16 protein-coding genes and 1 pseudogene are annotated in these 18,514 nt (G+C 58.7%); 8 read left to right on the forward strand and 9 right to left on the reverse strand.

The features are described from left to right. From trbL to trbB, 7 genes are read right to left on the reverse strand one after another with little or no spacing between them, the layout of a single operon-like run. Positions 1 to 1,182: a P-type conjugative transfer protein TrbL gene (gene trbL, locus ACQZ5H_RS26230; RefSeq protein ID WP_449099406.1), complete on the reverse strand. Its 1,182-nt coding sequence runs from the start codon at positions 1,180 to 1,182 to the stop codon at positions 1 to 3. Continuing rightward, positions 1,176 to 1,376 (reverse strand): entry exclusion protein TrbK, encoded by a 201-nt coding sequence (trbK, locus tag ACQZ5H_RS26235; protein WP_449099407.1) that lies wholly within the window; start codon positions 1,374 to 1,376, stop codon positions 1,176 to 1,178. Before trbK ends, trbL begins: the two co-directional genes overlap by 7 nt. Continuing rightward, entirely contained in the window at positions 1,373 to 2,182 is an 810-nt protein-coding gene (gene trbJ, locus ACQZ5H_RS26240) for a P-type conjugative transfer protein TrbJ (RefSeq protein WP_449099408.1), read from the reverse strand. The genes trbK and trbJ overlap by 4 nt, the downstream gene beginning before the upstream one ends. Then, a complete protein-coding gene (locus ACQZ5H_RS26245) occupies positions 2,175 to 4,610 on the reverse strand; it encodes a conjugal transfer protein TrbE (RefSeq protein WP_449099409.1) in 2,436 nt (811 codons plus the stop codon). The genes trbJ and ACQZ5H_RS26245 overlap by 8 nt, the downstream gene beginning before the upstream one ends. 10 nt (positions 4,611 to 4,620) lie before the next feature. Further along, on the reverse strand, positions 4,621 to 4,920 hold the full coding sequence (locus ACQZ5H_RS26250; protein WP_449099410.1) for a conjugal transfer protein TrbD: 300 nt from the start codon (positions 4,918 to 4,920) through the stop codon (positions 4,621 to 4,623). Next, entirely contained in the window at positions 4,913 to 5,308 is a 396-nt protein-coding gene (locus tag ACQZ5H_RS26255) for a TrbC/VirB2 family protein (protein WP_449099411.1), read from the reverse strand. Before ACQZ5H_RS26255 ends, ACQZ5H_RS26250 begins: the two co-directional genes overlap by 8 nt. After that, complete coding sequence (trbB, locus tag ACQZ5H_RS26260) at positions 5,298 to 6,263, reverse strand: P-type conjugative transfer ATPase TrbB (RefSeq protein ID WP_449099412.1); 966 nt, start codon at positions 6,261 to 6,263, stop codon at positions 5,298 to 5,300. The genes ACQZ5H_RS26255 and trbB overlap by 11 nt, the downstream gene beginning before the upstream one ends. A gap of 380 nt (positions 6,264 to 6,643) precedes the next feature. On the opposite strand from trbB, the gene repA reads away from it, so the two are divergent. The 3 genes from repA to repC all read left to right on the forward strand — a co-directional run bounded on the left by repA (position 6,644) and on the right by repC (position 10,313). Next, positions 6,644 to 7,834 carry a plasmid partitioning protein RepA gene (gene repA / locus ACQZ5H_RS26265; RefSeq protein WP_174000971.1) on the forward strand — a complete coding sequence of 397 codons (1,191 nt, stop codon included), beginning with the start codon at positions 6,644 to 6,646 and terminating at the stop codon, positions 7,832 to 7,834. 84 nt (positions 7,835 to 7,918) lie between these two features. Further along, positions 7,919 to 8,911, forward strand: a complete 993-nt coding sequence (gene repB, locus ACQZ5H_RS26270) for a plasmid partitioning protein RepB (RefSeq protein ID WP_449099413.1) — start codon at positions 7,919 to 7,921, stop codon at positions 8,909 to 8,911. Between the two features lie 157 nt (positions 8,912 to 9,068). Next, positions 9,069 to 10,313: a plasmid replication protein RepC gene (gene repC / locus ACQZ5H_RS26275; protein ID WP_449099414.1), complete on the forward strand. Its 1,245-nt coding sequence runs from the start codon at positions 9,069 to 9,071 to the stop codon at positions 10,311 to 10,313. A gap of 461 nt (positions 10,314 to 10,774) precedes the next feature. On the opposite strand, the gene ACQZ5H_RS26280 is transcribed toward repC, so the two are convergent. After that, on the reverse strand, positions 10,775 to 11,917 hold the full coding sequence (locus ACQZ5H_RS26280) for a tyrosine-type recombinase/integrase (RefSeq protein ID WP_449099415.1): 1,143 nt from the start codon (positions 11,915 to 11,917) through the stop codon (positions 10,775 to 10,777). Continuing rightward, positions 11,910 to 12,809, reverse strand: a complete 900-nt coding sequence (locus ACQZ5H_RS26285; protein ID WP_449099416.1) for an MBL fold metallo-hydrolase — start codon at positions 12,807 to 12,809, stop codon at positions 11,910 to 11,912. The genes ACQZ5H_RS26280 and ACQZ5H_RS26285 overlap by 8 nt, the downstream gene beginning before the upstream one ends. A 205-nt stretch (positions 12,810 to 13,014) precedes the next feature. On the opposite strand from ACQZ5H_RS26285, the pseudogene ACQZ5H_RS26290 reads away from it, so the two are divergent. The 5 genes and pseudogenes from ACQZ5H_RS26290 to ACQZ5H_RS26310 form a co-directional block, all read left to right on the forward strand. After that, positions 13,015 to 13,582: pseudogene (locus ACQZ5H_RS26290) on the forward strand (RHE_PE00001 family protein); the annotation flags it as partial. 12 nt (positions 13,583 to 13,594) lie between these two features. Continuing rightward, positions 13,595 to 13,762, forward strand: a complete 168-nt coding sequence (locus tag ACQZ5H_RS26295) for a hypothetical protein (protein WP_449099447.1) — start codon at positions 13,595 to 13,597, stop codon at positions 13,760 to 13,762. A gap of 295 nt (positions 13,763 to 14,057) precedes the next feature. Beyond that, complete coding sequence (locus ACQZ5H_RS26300) at positions 14,058 to 15,026, forward strand: GlxA family transcriptional regulator (RefSeq protein WP_449099417.1); 969 nt, start codon at positions 14,058 to 14,060, stop codon at positions 15,024 to 15,026. Positions 15,027 to 15,743: 717 nt separating this feature from the next. After that, entirely contained in the window at positions 15,744 to 16,934 is a 1,191-nt protein-coding gene (locus tag ACQZ5H_RS26305; protein WP_449099418.1) for a WcaI family glycosyltransferase, read from the forward strand. A gap of 292 nt (positions 16,935 to 17,226) precedes the next feature. Beyond that, positions 17,227 to 18,441 (forward strand): polysaccharide biosynthesis/export family protein, encoded by a 1,215-nt coding sequence (locus ACQZ5H_RS26310; RefSeq protein WP_449099419.1) that lies wholly within the window; start codon positions 17,227 to 17,229, stop codon positions 18,439 to 18,441. Positions 18,442 to 18,514 lie beyond the last annotated feature (73 nt).

Here is an 18,514-nt window from a genome sequence, read left to right on the forward strand (position 1 = left end):
CTATGGTTTGTCCGGTCTTTCCGGGGGCGGCGTTGGAGTGGGCGGATTGCCCCTTGACTGATCGAGCTTGGCGTTGGCCAAACCGAGAAGCGAGCCAGCATAGGCACCGGGCGATCCGATCGCCTTCTCCCTGGCGGCGGATCCGGCAGCCATGGCGCCGGAGCTCAAACTTGCGCCCATACCTTTGAGCACGGAGCCTGCGGCCGAGGATCCACCGGCTCGCGCTGCCTGCGCGGCGGCAAAACCAGCTCCGACCGCACCGGCGCCGAGAAACGCGCCACCAGCTGCAAATGAAGCCGTCTGTCCGCCGTGCCGGATTGTCTCCATGCCGCCGGAGACCGAAGCCCCCTGCACGACGCCCTGAATGATGTTCGGGACATACATCGCGATGATGAAGACGACGACGGAGATGCCGGCAATCGCGAGCGTTGTGATGAATTGGTCGCTTTCGGCAGTAGGCGCCTGTGCAAGGCCGAGCAGGACGTTGGATCCGATTTTGGCGATCATGACCAAGGCCATCAGCTTCATCCCGACGCCAAAGGCATAGACGAGATAGCGGATCGCAAAGTCTTTGGTGAAAGATGAGCCGCCGAGCCCCAGCATGATCATGCCTGCCAGCAGGCCAACATACATCTCGACCATGACAGAGACGAAGATTGCCGCCACCAGTGAGAAGCAGATGACGACGATGCCCATGGCGAGCACCGCGGCGATCGCCAGGGCATTGTCCTCAAAGACGCCGAACTTCGCCTGTTCTGACATCTGAGAGGCGACTCGAATGCCAGCGTCAAAGACTTCGGCCGGAGATGCAGAGCCGCCACCGGCGCCGATCTGGAAAAGGCTATCGACGACAGCCTTGGCGAAAGTCGGTCCCTGTGTGAGCGCGAAGGCGAAAAAGCCGATGAACATGATGCGCCGGACGAGCTCGGCGAACCAACTGTCAAGCGATGCTGCCTGGATCGCGAGCCACACGGCGGCAATGCCAACCTCGATACCCGCGAGGATCCAGAACAATGATTTCGCCGCATCCATGACGGTGGTTTCCCAGCCTTTGGCGGCCGTCGAGACCTGGTTTTCTAATTCCGTCAGGACTTGGCCTTGCTGAGCGATAGCCGGCGCCGCCAACGCGAGGAAGGCGATACCGGCAACCACCATGGTGCTTCTGCGACCGCGCTTTACCATTTCGGTCGCATCTCCTGGCCTTTTTGGATCGGCGGGATGGTCTTGCCCGTACCGAAGAACTTCTCGCGTGTTGCTCGTTGTTCTTCACTCATTTGGGATGCAACGGAGCTTTCTCCTCGGGTCACAACGATGGTGATCGCAGCAGCCCCTGCAACCACGATGCAAACACAGGCGATCAGTAGGGGCCGGGTCACCAGCGCGGCTCCATTTTCTGTCCGGAGGGAATGGATTGGACGTCGGCATTGAAGAATTTCTCGCGACGAGCTTGTGCGAGATCCTTGTCTGTCTGTTCGCTCTGCAACCAGGTTCCCATCATAGTGGTCTGCTGGGAGACGATACCGCGGAGCTTCTGCATCTGAGCGACCTGCTGAGCGGCGATCTGGTGGCCGACCTGAAGCGCCTTCATCTGGCCGTCCGCCGATTGCGACATCGATCGAAGCTGGCCCATCGTATCCTCTTCGCTGTCGAACTGATCGGCGGTGAGGCTCGCAGCCTTGAGTGTGCTGGCTATCGTGTCGCGGTTCGTGTTCGACCACGTCTGATAGGTCGACGAAAAGCTCTGGGCATTCGGCAAGTTCGTCTTCAGGTCCGAGTAGCTTTTGAAGCGTTGCTTCAGAAGGTCGTCGGCATTGCCCATGGAGAAGGCGATACCTTGACCCTGATTGACGACATCGCGCAACTGGTTCAGATCGCCTTCGACCTGCCCCCAGATATGGTTCGGAAGTTGGGCGGTATTCTGAAGCATGTTCTGGTAGATATTGAGCTGGTTCTGGATCTGCTCGGCCAGCTGGGTGATTTGCTTGATCTGGTTATTGATCTGCTCGGTCGACTGACCAACAAGATGGATGAGCTCACCATTGTTGAGCATCTGCGTCATCTCGGTCGCGCCGGTAACCGCGCTTCCAGCGTAGGTCGCATTCGGCGTTGCGATAAGCCCGGCGGTGACCAACCCCACCGCCAACAATTTGCCGATTTTCAAGAACTGGACTGCTTCACTCATAGCGGTTGATCCCCCTTTCGATGAGCCACTGACCCGGCCATTTGTGGCCGTGGGTCGATGAGAGCGCCCTGATGCGGGCTAGATCGGCCTTGCCAGAAGCGCCGACGAAGGAAAGCGTGACCGGACCAAGCGACATATCGAAGAGCCTGCGGCCGTCGGGCGAAGTCACGTAGTATTCGCGTTTCGGGATGGCGTTCGCGACGATCTCAATTTGCCGCTCGTTGAAGCCGATCCGCTCATAGAATTCGCGGGTGCCGGTTTCTCGGGCAGCGCCGTTCGGGAGGCAAATCTTGGTTGGGCAAGATTCCTTCAAAACGTCGATGATACCCGAGCGCTCGGCGTCGGAGATCGACTGCGTTGCGAGGATGACCGCGCAATTCGCCTTGCGCAGCACCTTGAGCCATTCCCGGATCTTGTCTCGGAACACCGGGTGCCCGAGCATCAGCCACGCCTCGTCCAGAACGATGAGACTTGGCGAACCATCAAGCCGTTTTTCAATCCGTCGGAAGAGATAAGTCAGTACCGGCACGAGATTGCGCTCGCCCATATTCATCAGCTGCTCGATTTCGAAGCACTGAAAGCGTCGAAGCGTCAGGCCATCTTGTTCCGCATCCAGGAGCTGACCCATCGGGCCATCAACGGTGTAGTGATGGAGGGCATCCTTGATCTCGCGCATCTGGACGCCACTGACGAAATCCGACAGCGAGCGGCCAGGCGCCGAGGCCATCAGTCCGATCTGTCGCGAAATCGCGTTTCGATGGTCTGGCGCAACCGTCATGCCTTGAAGCGAAACGAGGGTCTCGATCCACTCGGAGGCCCAAGCCCGATCTGCGTCGGTCGAGAGCTCTGACAAAGGGCAGAAAGCAAGTCTGGCCCCCTCCCCGCTCTCTCCACCAATCTCGTAGTGGTCACCGCCGACGCCGAGCGTCAGTGGCAGCATCGAATTGCCTTTGTCGAAGGCGAAGACTTGCGCCTTCTCGTATCGGCAAAATTGCGCGGCGATCAGCGCGAGAAGCGTCGACTTGCCGGAACCGGTTGGTCCGAAAATCAAAGTATGGCCGACGTCGTCGACATGCAGGTTCAGTCGGAAGGGAGTCGAGCCGGACGCCACCTGCATCAGTGGCGGCGCAGCGGGCGGATAGAATGGGCACGGCGCGGATGGCTGACCCGACCAAACTGAGTTCAGCGGAACAAGGTCTGCCAGATTGCGTGTGTTGATCAGCGGTTCGCGGATGTTGCAGTACCAGTTTCCCGGTAGGCTGCCGAGAAAAGCATCGGTCGCGTTGAGCGTCTCGATGCGGGCGCCGAAGCCTTCCGCCTGGATGAGGCGACGAACCGCTTCAGCTTTATCCTGCAGCGCCGAGCGGCTCTCGTCGAAGAGAATGATAACAGGCGTGTAGTAGCCGTAGGCCACCAATTGCGACGAGGCTTCAGCGATCGCGTCCTCAGTCTCGACGACCATGGCCATCGCGTCCTGATCGACCGACCGGGACTGCGTCTGGAATAGCTGGTCAAAGAACGGCCGCACTTTCTGTTGCCACTTCTTGCGGGTTCGCTCCAGGCGCTGCTTGGCCTCCTCAGCATCGAGGAAGATGAAGCGCGACGACCACCGATAGGTCAGTGGCATTAGATTCAGACTGTTCAAAATTCCCGGCCAACTCTCGGCCGGGAGCCCATCGATCGCGATCACGCCGAGGAAACGGCCTTCGACCCGCGGCGTCAGTCCATGCTCCAGCTCCGCTGTTGCGAGCCAGTCCAGATACATCGGAATTTCAGGCAGGCGGACGGGATGGTTCTCGCCGGTGATGGCAAATCGAATGAACTGGAAGAGCTCATCATAGCGCGCAACGCGAACACCGTCCCGTTCGTAAACCTCTCGGGTCTGCATTCTCTGCACCGAGAGAACGTTACCGAGGTACTGCTCAATCTCGCGGATCGAACGGCGAAACGCATCGAGAGCCGTGTCGGCATATTTCGCTGAGCGACTTTCGGGATCCGAGTATATGTAGCGGGTCAGGCCGGATCGGCGTCGCTCTGGCGGCCGATAGGTGAGAATAAGAGCATGCCGGCTTTCGAAGTGCCCACGCTTCTGCCCAAAATGTCTGCGGCGTTCATCGTCGATGAGTAGCGTCACGGTGTCGGGAAAATGGCTGCGTTCAGCCGAGGGGTATTCAGTCGTCGGCACCCGCACGGCCTCGACCTGGATCATCCAGCCAGTACCCAGTCGCGAGAGGATCGCGTTGATCTGGCGGGAAAGCTCGTTGCGCTCGAAATCTGTAGCGCTTTCGGAATCCGGACCGGCAAAGTACCATCCGGCCATCAGACTACCGTCCTTCAGCAGGAGAATGCCATTGTCGACAAGGCCTGCATAGGGGACCAGGTCTGCGAATGATGGACCAGTGGATCGGAATGTGCGGAGGGCGACCATCGGCAGTTCCTCAGTATCGGCGCCACGGCGCGGAGGTCGGAAGGTAGTGCGCTCGATAGCGCATGTGGCGGGCATAAACTTGGCGCATCATCGGGTCAGATTTCGCCATGATGCGGAGCGCGCCGACGACCACGATCCAAATCGCAACGCCGAACATGGCGGAGTAGATGGTCAGCACGACGAAGATGAGAATGATCGCCGCGAGGCCGGTCAGCAAGACCAGCTCTCGATCCGCTCCCATCAAGAGGTTCGGCCGCGACAAGGCGCGATGGATCCGGTTGCGACGAAGCCCGGCGCCAGCGTCAGCCATGGTGCCCCTCCCCTCCCCCGACCCGATCTGCATTCGGGAGCCCGGTTTGCTGGGCGGCAGAGGAGCCTCCGATCGAAGCGCCTGTCGAGCCAAAGAGGCCGACGATCGTTGTCGCGCCGAGCAGGATCCCAGCGACCAGCACCACGTAAACCAAGCGCCGTGCGAAATCGTTGAGCTCGCCACCGAAGATCAGCATGCCGCCGGCAATAGCGACGGCCGCTAGGGCAATATATCCGGCAACCGGACCCGTGATGGATTGCTGGATCTGCTCGAGGGGGCCTTCCCATGGAAGGCTTCCGCCTCCTGAACCTGCAAGCGCCGGCCCGGTAAGCGAAGCGCAAAGCAATGCGCCGATAATTCCCAAACGGAGAGAGCGATTATGCTGCATGACTGTCCTCGTCGATCTGCGGATAGTGTTCTGTCTGGTAGCGCGAGCCGTTATACCCCTCGACATGGAGGACCTCTCTCACCCGGCGCCCTCGCCCGGCTCGTTCGATAGAGATGACGAGATCGACAGCCTCGCCGATCACGGCCTGCATGGGCTGCTGGCTGACTTCCGACGTCAGTTGCTCGAGACGGCGAAGCGCTGACATGGCGGAGTTGGAGTGGATCGTCGTGACACCTCCGGGATGCCCTGTGTTCCAGGCCTTCAGCAGGGTCAGTGCGGCGCCGTCGCGGACCTCGCCGACGATGATGCGGTCGGGACGCAGGCGCATCGTGCTCTTGAGAAGTCGGGCCATATCGATCGCGTCGCTCGTGTGGAGGCAGACCGCATTTTCCGCGGCGCATCGGATTTCGGATGTGTCTTCGAGGATGACCATCCTGTCCTCAGGCGCAGCGGAGACGATTTCTGCGATGACCGCGTTTGCAAGCGTCGTCTTGCCCGAGCCCGTTCCGCCGGCGATGACAATGTTCAGCCGGTTGGTGATGGCGCTGCGGATTATGGAAGCCTGCGCTTCTGTCATGATCTTTGCGGTTACATAGTCGTCGAGCGGAATAAGCCGCGAAGCGCGCCGGCGGATCGTAAACGTCGGCGAATTGACGACGGGTGGCAAAAGCCCTTCGAAGCGGTGTCCGCCGATCGGCAGCTCACCGGAGATGATTGGTCGTTCTCCATCGGCTTCGGCCTGGAGAGCGTGCGCGACCGATCCGATAATAGTCTCGGCGGCGGTCGCCTGCATTTCGCCGGCAGGGGCGACGCCGTGCCCCAAGCGTTCGATGAAAAGCTTACCATCAGGATTGAGCATGATCTCAACGACGGTTGGGTCTTCAAGGGCAATACAAAGGTGTTCGCCGAGTGCGTCCTGGAGTTTGCGGACAAGGCGAGAGTGCGACTGAAGCATAGGGAAGCTCGTCTCCTCGATTTGAGTGCAGGAGGAGACAGACCCCGGTGGCCGTGCGAAGTCCATGTGCAATTTTGCACCTCGCGAGTCGCAACCGATTCCGTCAGTTTCGGCTCGAATCGGGAGCGGCCCAGAATTACTGCCAGCAGTTGGACGTTAGACTCACAAGAAATATGGACGCTCGAACACGCCGAAAATTGATCTAACCTAATGATTCATAATTATTATCGAGGGATTCAGGAGATATGCGCGGAGTCGACTTAAGACTTTGTTAACTTTAAATTCCTTGTCGCTTAGGCGGAATCGGATGATAGTTGCGCAAATGATGGCTATGGGGCCATTTTTTCGAAAGTGTGACCACCAAGGAAATAGTTCGCAAAATGAGCCAGCCGCTGCCTAACCGTTTTGATCTAGAGATCGCCGAGCAGGGATCAAAGATCTCCAGCGCTTTGCATATGCTGCGCAGCCAACAGTATCCGCCGGATGCTCGAAAGGGTTTGCGAAAGTTCCAGATTGGTGAAGTCGCAGATTTCATGGGCGTCACACAAAGCCATCTTCGCCAGATTCATTCCGAAGGCAAAGGTCCGGAAATCGAATCCGTGAGTGGTCGCCGCTACTATACAGCCGATCAGATGCTCGAACTGAGAGAATATCTCGAGACCAACAAGAAATCGGACAAGCGATATTATCTTCCCAAGCGCCGGCAGGGCGAACCTCTGCAGGTGGTGTCCGTTGTGAACTTTAAGGGTGGTAGCGGAAAAACAACGACTGCCGCACATCTTGCGCAGTATCTCGCGCTGACCGGCCACCGGGTTCTCGCGGTCGACCTTGACCCGCAAGCCTCGCTAACATCCCTGTTCGGCATCCAACCAGAACTTGACGAGACTTCGTCGCTCTACGAAGCGCTGCGCTTCGATGACGAGCGCAAGCCGATTGCTGATGTCATCCAGTCGACTAACATCCCTGGCCTCGATGTCGTGCCCGCGAACCTCGTATTGCAGGAATATGAGTATGACGTCCCACTCGCCATTTCCTCGAGGAAAGGTGACGAGGGGCGCCTTTTTCATATGCGCATCGTCAATGCACTTAAGGACGTTGATGATCGATACGATGTCGTGGTTATCGATTGCCCACCACAACTTGGCTATCTGACGATCACCGCGCTGATGGCCTCTACCGGCATCCTCATCACCATTCATCCTCAGATGCTGGACATTATGTCCATGAGCCAGTTCCTAATGATGCTCGGCGGGATCATGACGCCAGTTGCCGAGGCCGGCGCTGAAATCCGGGTCGAATGGTTCCGTTACTTGGTGACTCGGTTCGAGCCAACGGACATACCGCAGGCACAGATGGTCGGCTTCATGCAGTCGATGTTTGCACAGCACATGCTTCGAAATCACGTGCTGAAGTCGACAGCAATATCTGACGCATCGATTAAGAAGCAGACCTTGTATGAGGTTGAGCGTGGCGACTTCGTCCGATCAACATACGATCGCGCTATAGAGAGCTTGAACTCGACAAACGGCGAGATCATGGAGCTGATTCATAGTGCATGGGGGCGCAAATGACCCACTTGTCAGCCGTTTTTTTCCGGCGCTTCGTAAATAGTTACAGGAACTTACAGCCGCTGGCGCCGAAACGGGAGGAAAGCAATGTCGCGTGAGAATCCTTTCGCAAAGTTGGACCTTGCTGCTATCTCCGCCGGTAAAGCGCCGGTAAAGCCGGGCTACGCTATGACCGGGGCCGCTAAGACAGTTGTTCGGTCGATCGAAGATCTTGCGGAAAATACCAAGAAGCTAATGGAAGGCGAAGTGATTGTGGAGTTGGATCCGCAGTCGCTCGACTCGTCCTCCATCGCCGATCGCCTCTCGGATGATGGCAGGGAATATCAGGAGCTGAAGCGGGCGATCCAAGAAACCGGGCAGTCGACCCCAATTCTTGTGCGTCCGAGTTCAGACGGGCAGCGCTACACGGTCGTCTTCGGCCACCGACGACTTAAAGTAGCCCGCGAGCTCGGCATTCCGGTCAAGGCGGTTGTCAAGAAGCTCGACGATATCGCCTCGGCCATTGCCCAGGGGCAGGAAAACTCGGCCCGTTCTAACCTGTCGTTCATCGAGCGTGCATACTTTGCTCAGAACTTGCTTGCGACCGGAATGACTAAGGATGTGGTGCGTTCATCGCTAGCCATCGACGAAGCCATGCTTTCGAAGATGCTTAGCGTCGTCGAGGCAGTCCCTTCGGCCGTCATTAAGGCTCTTGGTGCATCGAAGAAGATAGGCCGTGACAAGTGGCTGAGCCTCAGGCAGCTGGTTCTGGCCCCTGCCCTACTCCGCGCTTCGACAGATCGCGTCGGCACTGCAGAGTTTCTCGAACTTTCCGAGGACAGTAGGTTTGACGATCTCCACGATTACCTCAAGCGATATAAAGCCAAGTCGGATGCTAAGAAGCCAAAGGCGTCGGCATCCGAGAAAGAGTGGGTATCGAGTGATAGCTCATTGAATTTCTCGATGAACGCCAAGTCCAGAAAGGTCGCCATCGAGCTTTCGAATGTGGAAGCCAAGCCATTCAGTGACTGGCTATCGAGCCGCATGGACCAGCTGTATGACGAATACAAGCGGTCTAAACCTGACAGCAACGGAGATTAAACCGCAAAAGAAAAAGGCCCCCAAACGGTACCCCGTGGAAGCCTCTCTCGTTATCCTTAGCAAGATCGAGAATCGCATTTCCCGGAATCACAGTCAAGAGTCTATGGCACCGATTTGGTGAGCTGATTTCTTTTGCCTGACGAAAGGTGAGAGAAGTATGCAAACGGGACATGTGTCGACGCCCTTTGGGCGGCGATCGATGACGCTCGCCCTGGTAAAAGGGCAGCTTTCCATCGCAGAGTCGAAGGCCCAAAAACGTGCTGATAAATGGAAGGTTTTCCGTGATATCAGCGAGGCGCGGGAACGCTTAGGCCTTCAGGACCGAGCCCTCGCTGTGCTCGATGCGCTATTAACGTTCTTCCCTGAAAACGAACTCGATACCGAGCGCGGGCTGATTGTCTTTCCGTCAAATGGCCAGCTATCACTCCGCGCTCATGGAATGGCGGAGACGACGCTACGCAGGCATTTGGCTGCGCTCGTCGAGGCAGGGCTTATTCAGCGACGCGATAGCCCCAATGGAAAGCGCTACGCTCATCGAGATCGGGATGGCGAGATCGAGCAGGCATACGGTTTCGACTTGGCGCCGTTGGCCGTCCGGTCGGCAGAACTCGCTCAGCTCGCCCAGGACGTAGTTGCTGAGCGGATCCGGTTCCGTAGAGCCAAAGAAGCGTTGACCATCTGCCGGCGGGATGTCCGCAAGCTTATCACTGCCGCTATTGAGGAAGGTGCCAGCGGCGACTGGGAAGTCGTCGAGGGTACGTATGTCGGGATACTGGGGCGGCTTCCGCGCTATGCGACCCGCCAACAGGTTGAGTCTACGCTCAATGAAATGGAACTTCTTCGCGAAGAGGTGCTTAACCAGCTGGAAATCCAGATGAAAGCCGAAACAACGGACGGCAATGCCATTCAAAATGGTCGTCACATACAGAATTCAAAACCCGAATCCATCTATGAACTTGAACCTAGCTCTGAAAAGGAGCAGGGCGAGAAGTTGGAGCAAGAACGTGAAACGCAGACTGGGGATCGGGCCAGCGGCCAGCCAAACATTGAGCCGATCAAGGCATTTCCGCTGGGTATGGTGCTTCGGGCTTGCCCCCAAATCAGTGACTACGGGCCCGGCGGCAGCATCGAACACTGGCGCGAACTCATGAGCGCTGCGGTCGTCGTCCGTTCAATGCTCGGAGTAAGCCCATCTGCGTACGAAGAAGCGTGCGGAGCGATGGGTCCAGAAAATGCGGCTGTTGCGATGGCTTGCATTTTGGAGCGCTCGAACATGATCAATTCGCCAGGGGGGTACCTGCGTGACCTGACGAAGCGGTCAGAGCGAGGTGAGTTTTCGCTTGGCCCGATGCTGATGGCACTTCTCAAGAACAACAGAGCAGGGAGAAAGCTCGCAGGATAAGAAATGCACTCGCGAACTGAGACGGATGACCGCTGCTCGGTTGTCAGCCGTTTTCTTTGGCCGTTAGTTAAGCTGAATCAATGGGTTATTGGCTCTGAACCTGATCCCTCATCGGAGCGTTTCGACTGGCAAGCGAATCTTCCCCGGGAGGAAGCATCTGAAACCGCGCCGGGCCGAGATCGTTTCGCTACTCGTTGCGTGGCCTGACTATCGTAGCCGAGTTCCTTCAGACCCATGGCGACACTGGCTAGGTCGTCGTTGAAGTGTAGGGAGTTTCGGCCAATGCTGACGGGATCCAGCAAGCGCTTCGTGGAATTCAGGGAACCATATGTACCCGATTGGTCTATTGAAACCTGACTGAGCCTGCCGCGCACGTTTTGGAACGAAATCTTGCTGCATCGACACAGAGGTGCTACCCAGCGGGCGGGGGGATCGCGCCCGCGTTCCATGGCGCGACAAGATTAGGAGATCAACCTCGCTGCATTGCCGGTGCGTCGGGTGGCGTCGTTATAGTAGCTCGACGCCTGCTGCACCGATCGATGGCGCGATTGCTCCATCGCTTCGACGAGGGGAATGCGACGATTTGCAGCCTCCGTGAGATAACCCGACCGCAGCCCATGGGCCGAAAACTCTCCCGGTTCCAGCCCGGCCATCGCTGCTCGCAGCTTGAGGATGGCGTTGATCGACTGTGGATCGAGCGGACGACGTGACACCGTCCCCCAGCGCCCGATCCCCCTGAAGACGCTACCCTTGTCGATTCTGGCAGCCGCCATCCAGCCGTTCAGCGCCTCGACCGGCCGGCCAGTGAGGTAGACGACTTCGTCCCGCTCACCCGATGTCGTCTTCGTGCGGCCAAGATGAATGGCCAGTGAGGGAAGGGGAGGGCCATCCTTCTGCTCGATCGGCGCCTCGACGGTGAGCTGGTCGACGCGGAGCGCGGCGATCTCGCTGCGTCGACGGCCGCCCGAGGCAAACGCCACCATCAGGATCGCCCGGTCGCGCAGATCGCGCAGGCTTCCGCTCTCGCAGGTCGCGAGCAGCCTTGAGAGGACATCTCCGGTGACCGCCTTGGGGCTCTTGCGCCGTCGTTGGCGTGGTGCGGCGCGCACCGCCAGGCGAATGGCCGCCTTCAGGGGAGGGGAGGTGAAGGCGCCCTCCAGACCGCGCCAATGGGTCAGGGTCGACCAGCTGGCCAGCCGCCGGCGCACGGTTGCCGGGGCGTGCGGTCCCGATGCTTTGAGAAAGCCTTGGCTGCGAAGGTTATCAGCGACCGCGACCGGCATTCCGTGATCGGGATCGGCCTCCTTCCGGAGCGGGTCCCAGAGGTGATGGGCGACGAACTTCAGCAGCAGCGCTTCCGGCGCCGGCCAGGGTAGAGAGCTGCCGGTGGCAGCGAGACCCCAGGCTTCGAGATAAGCGAGATCCGAGGTGATGGCGCGCAGCGTGTTGTCGCCCATGCCTTCGTTGACGAGATGGCGCAGCGTTTCGATATCGTGGTCGGTCAGCAGCTCGGCGAGCTCATCGCGGCGCTCGATCGGCAGCACCGCGGCAATGGTTTCCAGCTGCTCGGCGCGGGCCTCAACCCCGTTCGGTTTCCTAGTCATTGGCAGGCTCGCGGAACGGATCGATTCCGGCGTTGCGGGCGGCGAGCATCGCGGCAATGTTTGATTGATGACACCGTTCGTAGAAGGCGCGCGTCTCGGCGGACATGTCTCTCGGCACGGTCACCAGGTCCTGCAATCGCAGGCCGTCACGGTCGGCAAGACCGGCGTCGTTCCGTTCCGTGTTTGTGAGACCGTCAACACGGTCACGCAGGGTGGCAAAATAGTGGAGGTTGGCATCGACCACCGCCGGGGCGGCTGTCTGGCCGTGGGCGAGGACGACGTAGTCGGCCTTGAGGTCGCGGATCCGGTTCAGGGAGGCAATGAGGGCGCTGAGATCGGCAGGATCGCTGCTCCAGACTTCCGGTATCGGGTGTTCGACGGTATCGACCGCCAGGCAGGTTCGAATCTCCGGGATCCAGACGGCAATATGGTCGGGCGTATGCCCAGGGGTATGGATGAGCTTGAGGGTCAGGTCACCGCCATGCACGACCATGCTCTCGCCATCGAAGGTGATGGTGGGGGCGATCAGTTCGACCGCGTCGAACCGGGCCTCCTGTTGCTTCTCGGCGAGGATTTCTCGCGCGGCCGGATCGCTGAGCCGATCGATCGCCTTGCCATGGGCGATGATCGGCACCTGGCGGTCGAGGGCGGCATTGCCCCAGAAGTGATCCCAGTCCATATGCGAATTGACCACCAGCAGCGGCCGCCCTGCCATCTGTCCGGCGAGCAGGTCGAGGGCTTGCCGGCACAGGGCGGGGGTGGCCAGGGTATCGACGAGGACGTTGAACCGCTTGGTCCGGACGAACACGGCGTCGACCTCGTCGGCGGCACGCAGGATGGTGATGCGATCGTCAAGGCCTGGGTAGCGTGTCAGTTGCAGCGTCACATCCATCGTGCGGTTCCTGCCCTCAAACCAGCGGTTTCCGTGGCCTTTGCGGCCGTGATTTGCCCCGACTTTTGCTGATTTGCGACTCCAGATCAACTACCATCGATAACCGATCATTATCGATGGTTAAGATGCCGTCAAAAATACGCAGGCATGACGGAAGTGATTGGTAATATCACTTCTCTTTAATGGCATGTTTACCATAAATCCAATGTTTTATGACCCTTCGAGAACCAGCGTGACAACGCTCATGCGGCCGACACCAACGCGACCGCGGCGTTAACCCGCCTAGACGGGCGGATTGCGCGCTCGCCGATCGGCGCCGGATTCCTTGAGCAGCGAAATTTCGCCGACGCTTGCGCTTCTCTCTGGATCGACGGCGAGCTGGTGCATCTCGAAGACCTCATTCTTCCCGACGCCACCCGAGACATCCGCACGCCGACCGCCGACCTCACCATCGCCCGCGACTTTCTTCGTACCCGCCGGCGCATTGCCGCACAATCGCTGGACTGGGCTCTTTCAGCAGACGGTATCCGAGCGCTATGACAGACATCGGAGATCACGTCGGCCGGCACTGCAGCGTTGGAGGCCGCCGCCACAATCCGGAGCGCTACCGCCATTGATGCGAGAGGGGAGGGGAGGATGACGATAACCTCGAAAATCTGTCCGGCGTTGATCTTGCCGCCATCGATGCAACACTGGCCCGATCGTCGGCCGCGATCGAGAATGCAACACGTCCCGGCTGCTGGCGCCGGGCGACGGCCAAGGCTCTGGTCTATGTTGCCGGTATCATGCCGGAGGTTGGCGAGACGACCGCCTCGCTGCATGCCCGCTTTCCGGCAGCCGGCGCGCCGAACGTGAAGGGGGTCTCCGGCGGATATCTGATGATCGATCCCGATCACCTGCACGAAGACTTTGCGGCCGATCTGCCCAGGGCACAGGCCGCGTTCATGGCGTAATCGCAGGTACTGATCCACAAGGACGCGCTCGCCACCCCGGCCAAGGCGGCGGTCTGGAAGGACAAACCGACTTTTGCCATGGTGGCGACGAAGGTCCCGAGCTGGAGCGCTGGATGTACAAGCGCGCCAATGCCAAGGTAACGGAAGTCGATTCCAGCCATGTCATCATGATCTCTCATCTGGACAAGGTGGTGGCGGTGATCGAAGAGGCAGCTGGGGACTGATAGCACAACGGCGGCTGGACCCTGGGGTCCGGCTGCATCGCTCCACGTTCGTGAGATGAGGAGAGTGCAGCATGACCCAGATCGGTCCCTTCCCGAGCTCTGTCGAAGTCGGCATCCTCGCCTATCCCGAAACTCACGAGGCGGCCATGCTTGGTATGGCGGATCTGCTGGCGATCGCCAACAGGTTTGCGACCCAGGAGGGCGGAAGCCTGAGAACCAAGGCTCAGGTCCACCGGTGGTCGCTCGACACGAGCGGGCGGATAAGGCGCGACGACAGTGCCGAAAACACCGCCGGACCGCATGTCCTGATCATTCCGGGGCGGCTTTCAGGCCCGGTATCGACAGAGGAGGCCGCGCCGTTCCTGTCGTGGATTCGCGCGTTGCACGATAGGGCAACGACACTCGCCACTTCCTACGCAGGTTCGTTCATGCTCGCTGAAGCCGGACTGCTCGACCGGCTGACGGCCTCGACACACTGGGCTGACGCCGACGAGTTTCGAAGGCGGTTCAGGAATGTCAGCCTCAAGATCGACGAGATCATCGTCGAAGGGGAGACGATCGTCACCGCCGGCGGCTTGATGGCCTGGACCGATCTCGGCATTCGCTTGTGCGGACGCATCTTCGGAACTGCGGTGATGATGCAGACCAGCCGCTTCATGCTGGTGGATACCGCCGGACGAGAACAGCGCAACAATAAGTCCTTCATCCCGCGCATGGATCACGGTGACGACGCGATCCTGTCCGTACAGCACATGCTGCTTGATACGCAAGGTCAAGCCATTGACGTCGCGCGCATGAGCAGGCACGCCAAGCTCGAGGAGCGCACCTTCCCGCGGCGGTTCAAATACGCAACCGGGCTCCGTCCGACCGAGTATGTCCAGACCCTGCGCATTGAAAAAGCCAAGGAGATGCTGCAACTGTCTCGCCGTCCGGTCGAGCAGATCCCGCGCATCGTCGGCTATCGAGACATGGCAGCCTTCCGTCGGCTGTTCCGGCGCGAGACCGGCATGTCGCCCGCCGAATATCGCCGACGCTTTTAAGGCTTATAAGCAATCATTGTTGGATGGCCAAAGTCGAAGTATGCGCTCTGGAAATTGCCGGTTCGCTGCACACGTTCAGCTGCCTTAGGTTCTTTTGTTGCTGACCAAGACTAAGTTCGAGCCGGATGGAACTGATCGGACGGCCTCGGCGCGGTGCGTGGTAGCCGATCTCGTCGGGCGTGCGCTTGACAACTTCTTTCGCGAGTTTCTTGTATTCCCAATCAAGCCTTCGGCCATTTTGAACCGTCTTGGCAAACGCTGCCTAGAACAAAAGCAAATAGGCCTTAGTCTATATGGATTAGTATCCCTGCCATTTGGTTAAATTGCCCCAGTTAACTAACATCACTACAATGTCTTGCCGCTGTTACTGTGGTGCGGTACCAGCAACGACAGTTCAATAGCGCTTAACGCGAAGTCTTCTTCACCTCCCGTCGGTTTTGTACCAAAAGTTGAAGAATTTCGTCGTGGTCGCGTGACTGAGCATGAGAAAAGACGGATGATGGTTCGCCGGCACGCTCTGAAACTGGTCAAGTTGAGAAGTTTCTTCTGACCGGTACAGAAAATGCGCGCGGGTAATTTGTAGGGAATTTGGTATTGCCTCGATCTAGTACAAAGACTGCATCCGGCATCGCTCTGACTGAGCCAAGCAACTTTCGGCCTCACGCCAATGGCGAGGCGCCAGCGGCTCGCACAAGCAAGCGAGTTCTGGTTTATGGAATGAACTATGCCCCTGAGATGGCTGGGGTTGGCCGTTACACGGGGGAGATAGCGCAACATCTTCGCGCCTCCGGAGGCGATATCACCGTCATCACCACACCGCCGCATTATCCCGGTTGGAAAGTCATGCCGGGATACCGCAACCGGTACTCCACGATGACTGAAAACGGAGTTCCGGTCATTCGCGCGCCACTGATATTGCGCGAGCAGATGAAGGGCATCTGGCGGCTGCTTGCTCCGCTGTCGTTCGCCTTGTATTCAGCGCCCGTTGTGCTCTGGCAAATCCTGAAGCAGCGCCCGACGGTCGTCTTCTGCGTGGAGCCGACACTGTTTGCCGCGCCGATCGCCCAATTTGCAGCCAAGCTTGTCGGAGCTCGTACCGTCCTCCATGCCCAAGATCTGGAGGTTGATGCGGCCTTTGCCGTTGGGCATCTCGGCTCAAGGCGCTGGCTCAAGAAGCTCGGCTTTGCATTCGAGGCATTTTCGTTGAAGCGCTTCGATCAAGTGATCACGATCTCCAACCGCATGGCTGAAAAACTGGAAGAAAAGGGGGTTCTTACATCACGCCTGACGGTGGTGCGAAACTGGGTGGATCTGTCTCATATTTATCCTTTGAGAGACGTCAGCCCTTATCGCGCCGAGCTCGGATTTTCAGCCGAAGACTTTGTCGTCCTTTATTCAGGAAATATCGGTGCCAAACAGGGGCTTAACGTGCTTCTCGATGCGGCGGAAAACCTTGTGGACCTTAAGCATATCCGCTTTGTCGTTGCCGGAGCTGGCCCCCTCAAGACGGAACTAACCGCACGATATGGGCACCTGCAGAACGTCTCGTTCCTTCCCTTCCAGCCAGAAGCCAAACTCAATGCATTTCTGAACATGGCCGACCTGCATGTCCTGCCACAGGACAAGGGTGCTGCCGACCTCGTCCTTCCTTCCAAGCTCGGTGGCATGCTGGCAAGCGGTCGCTCCGTCCTGGTAACTGCAGAAGAGGGAACGGAGCTCGTCGAATTCTTAAAGGACGCAGCAACGATCGTACCCCCGGGAAACTCGACCGTCCTTGCGGAAGCAATCACAGTCCAAGCGGGCAACCGCGCAAGCCCAGGGTCCGAGACAACGCGGAACGAGTGCCTGCAGCAGCTAACTCGTACCACCGCGATCGATCGCCTCTCATCGGTAATCCTGAGCGAATGACGGCGACCGCAGGATGAGAAACCTAACGCTGTTCCACGAACACATGCCGATCTCAACAACCGGGAAAAGTCGCGATGGATACTTTGCCGGGAGTATAGATTGGTTCGGTAACTTCATGGTTGCTCTCTGGCGCCGACTATCTCAAGTCATTGATAGTGGTGATATCGGGACAGTGTGTTAATTCCGCAACGTTAATACTCAAGATCGCCTCGATGAGCATGTGATGCCAGTATTTTTCTGGAATTGAATTTGCTCGTTCGAATAGTGTGCCGACGGTTTTAAGGGGCGAGAATTGCAGTTTCATCAGAAAATAGGTCTGCTTGCGGCCGTAGCTTCCGTCCTTTCCAGTTGCACGTCGCTGCCGAGCGCCGGACCTAGCGAGAAGGCCTTGGAAGCCGGTGCAACCGTCAAGGTGACTTCGGCCAGCAAAGCGAAAACCGTTGGCATTGATTACGCTCTTGTCGATATTAACAAGACGGTGCTCGCCAACATGACGCAGTCAGTGCTGACGTCCTTTTCCGGTGGGTTCGGCGCCGGAGGCGGGCGCGGCAGCGCCCCGTCCCTGCCGCTCGGCGTCGGAGACGTTGTCCAGGTGTCTGTGTTCGAGTCACAATCGGGCGGCCTTTTCATTCCCGCTGATGCCGGTAGCCGTCCCGGAAACTACGTTTCGCTCCCCAATCAGACGATTGACCACGATGGCACCGTGAGCGTACCGTACGCCGGTCGCGTGAAAGCGGCGGGACGATCTGTGGAAGCTGTCCAGGCTGATATCGAAAATAAACTGTCTAATCGCGCTATCGAACCTCAAGTCCTCATCACGAAGATAAGCAGCCGCTCCGCGCAGGTCGCCGTTCTTGGCGACGTCCGCTCACCGTCGAAGATTGAGCTGACCGAAGCAGGCGAACGGATCCTCGATGTGATTTCCGAGGCTGGCGGATTGAGTGCCCCCGGGATCGAGACCTACGTCACTCTGCAGCGGCGTGGTCGCAGTGCGACCGTCCAGTACAGCCGCCTCGCTGCGATTCCGGCGGAAAACGTCTACGTGGCTCCAGGCGACACAATCCTGATCGATCGCGAGCGCAGGACCTATCTGGCATTCGGAGCGTCCGGTCTCAATGGCCGGTTCGACTTCGAGGAGTCCAACCTTACGTTCGGCGAGGCGCTGGCAAAGGCTGGCGGCCTTGTCGACACCCGGGCCAATCCCTCCCAGGTCATGCTCTATCGCGTCGTCGACAAGCTTTTGCTTGCAAGGCTCGGCGTCGACGTCTCACGCTTCACGACTGATAGCGTTCCGGTCATTTTCCGAGCCAACCTGCGTGATCCGGGTGCGTTCTTTGCCATGCAAAAATTCCCGATGCAGGACAAGGACGTCATCTACATCACGAATGCAGATTCTGTCGAACTGCTTAAGTTCCTGGATATCTTGAACTCCGTCACTTCGACGGCGTCCGGTGTTTCAAAGGATGTCGTGGACACCCGCGATGCGGTGCGGGATCTCTCGCACTAGAGCACGATCGGAGCTCGTCGCCTCCCGGTCGCAGCTGGTCGCTATCTTGCCTTTGGGGGGCGCGGCCAGAGCT

The sequence above is a fragment of the Rhizobium sp. 21-4511-3d genome, assembly GCF_053522545.1.

What these genes read in the sequence shown, in the direction of transcription:
- trbL (WP_449099406.1), bottom strand. Translation starts at nt 1,182, where the DNA reads ATGGTAAAGCGCGGTCGCAGAAGCACCATGGTGGTTGCCGGTATCGCC.
- trbJ (WP_449099408.1), bottom strand. Translation starts at nt 2,182, where the DNA reads ATGAGTGAAGCAGTCCAGTTCTTGAAAATCGGCAAATTGTTGGCGGTG.
- ACQZ5H_RS26245 (WP_449099409.1), bottom strand. Translation starts at nt 4,610, where the DNA reads ATGGTCGCCCTCCGCACATTCCGATCCACTGGTCCATCATTCGCAGAC.
- ACQZ5H_RS26250 (WP_449099410.1), bottom strand. Translation starts at nt 4,920, where the DNA reads ATGGCTGACGCTGGCGCCGGGCTTCGTCGCAACCGGATCCATCGCGCC.
- ACQZ5H_RS26255 (WP_449099411.1), bottom strand. Translation starts at nt 5,308, where the DNA reads ATGCAGCATAATCGCTCTCTCCGTTTGGGAATTATCGGCGCATTGCTT.
- trbB (WP_449099412.1), bottom strand. Translation starts at nt 6,263, where the DNA reads ATGCTTCAGTCGCACTCTCGCCTTGTCCGCAAACTCCAGGACGCACTC.
- repA (WP_174000971.1), top strand. Translation starts at nt 6,644, where the DNA reads ATGAGCCAGCCGCTGCCTAACCGTTTTGATCTAGAGATCGCCGAGCAG.
- repB (WP_449099413.1), top strand. Translation starts at nt 7,919, where the DNA reads ATGTCGCGTGAGAATCCTTTCGCAAAGTTGGACCTTGCTGCTATCTCC.
- repC (WP_449099414.1), top strand. Translation starts at nt 9,069, where the DNA reads ATGCAAACGGGACATGTGTCGACGCCCTTTGGGCGGCGATCGATGACG.
- ACQZ5H_RS26280 (WP_449099415.1), bottom strand. Translation starts at nt 11,917, where the DNA reads ATGACTAGGAAACCGAACGGGGTTGAGGCCCGCGCCGAGCAGCTGGAA.
- ACQZ5H_RS26285 (WP_449099416.1), bottom strand. Translation starts at nt 12,809, where the DNA reads ATGGATGTGACGCTGCAACTGACACGCTACCCAGGCCTTGACGATCGC.
- ACQZ5H_RS26295 (WP_449099447.1), top strand. Translation starts at nt 13,595, where the DNA reads ATGCCGGAGGTTGGCGAGACGACCGCCTCGCTGCATGCCCGCTTTCCG.
- ACQZ5H_RS26300 (WP_449099417.1), top strand. Translation starts at nt 14,058, where the DNA reads ATGACCCAGATCGGTCCCTTCCCGAGCTCTGTCGAAGTCGGCATCCTC.
- ACQZ5H_RS26305 (WP_449099418.1), top strand. Translation starts at nt 15,744, where the DNA reads ATGAACTATGCCCCTGAGATGGCTGGGGTTGGCCGTTACACGGGGGAG.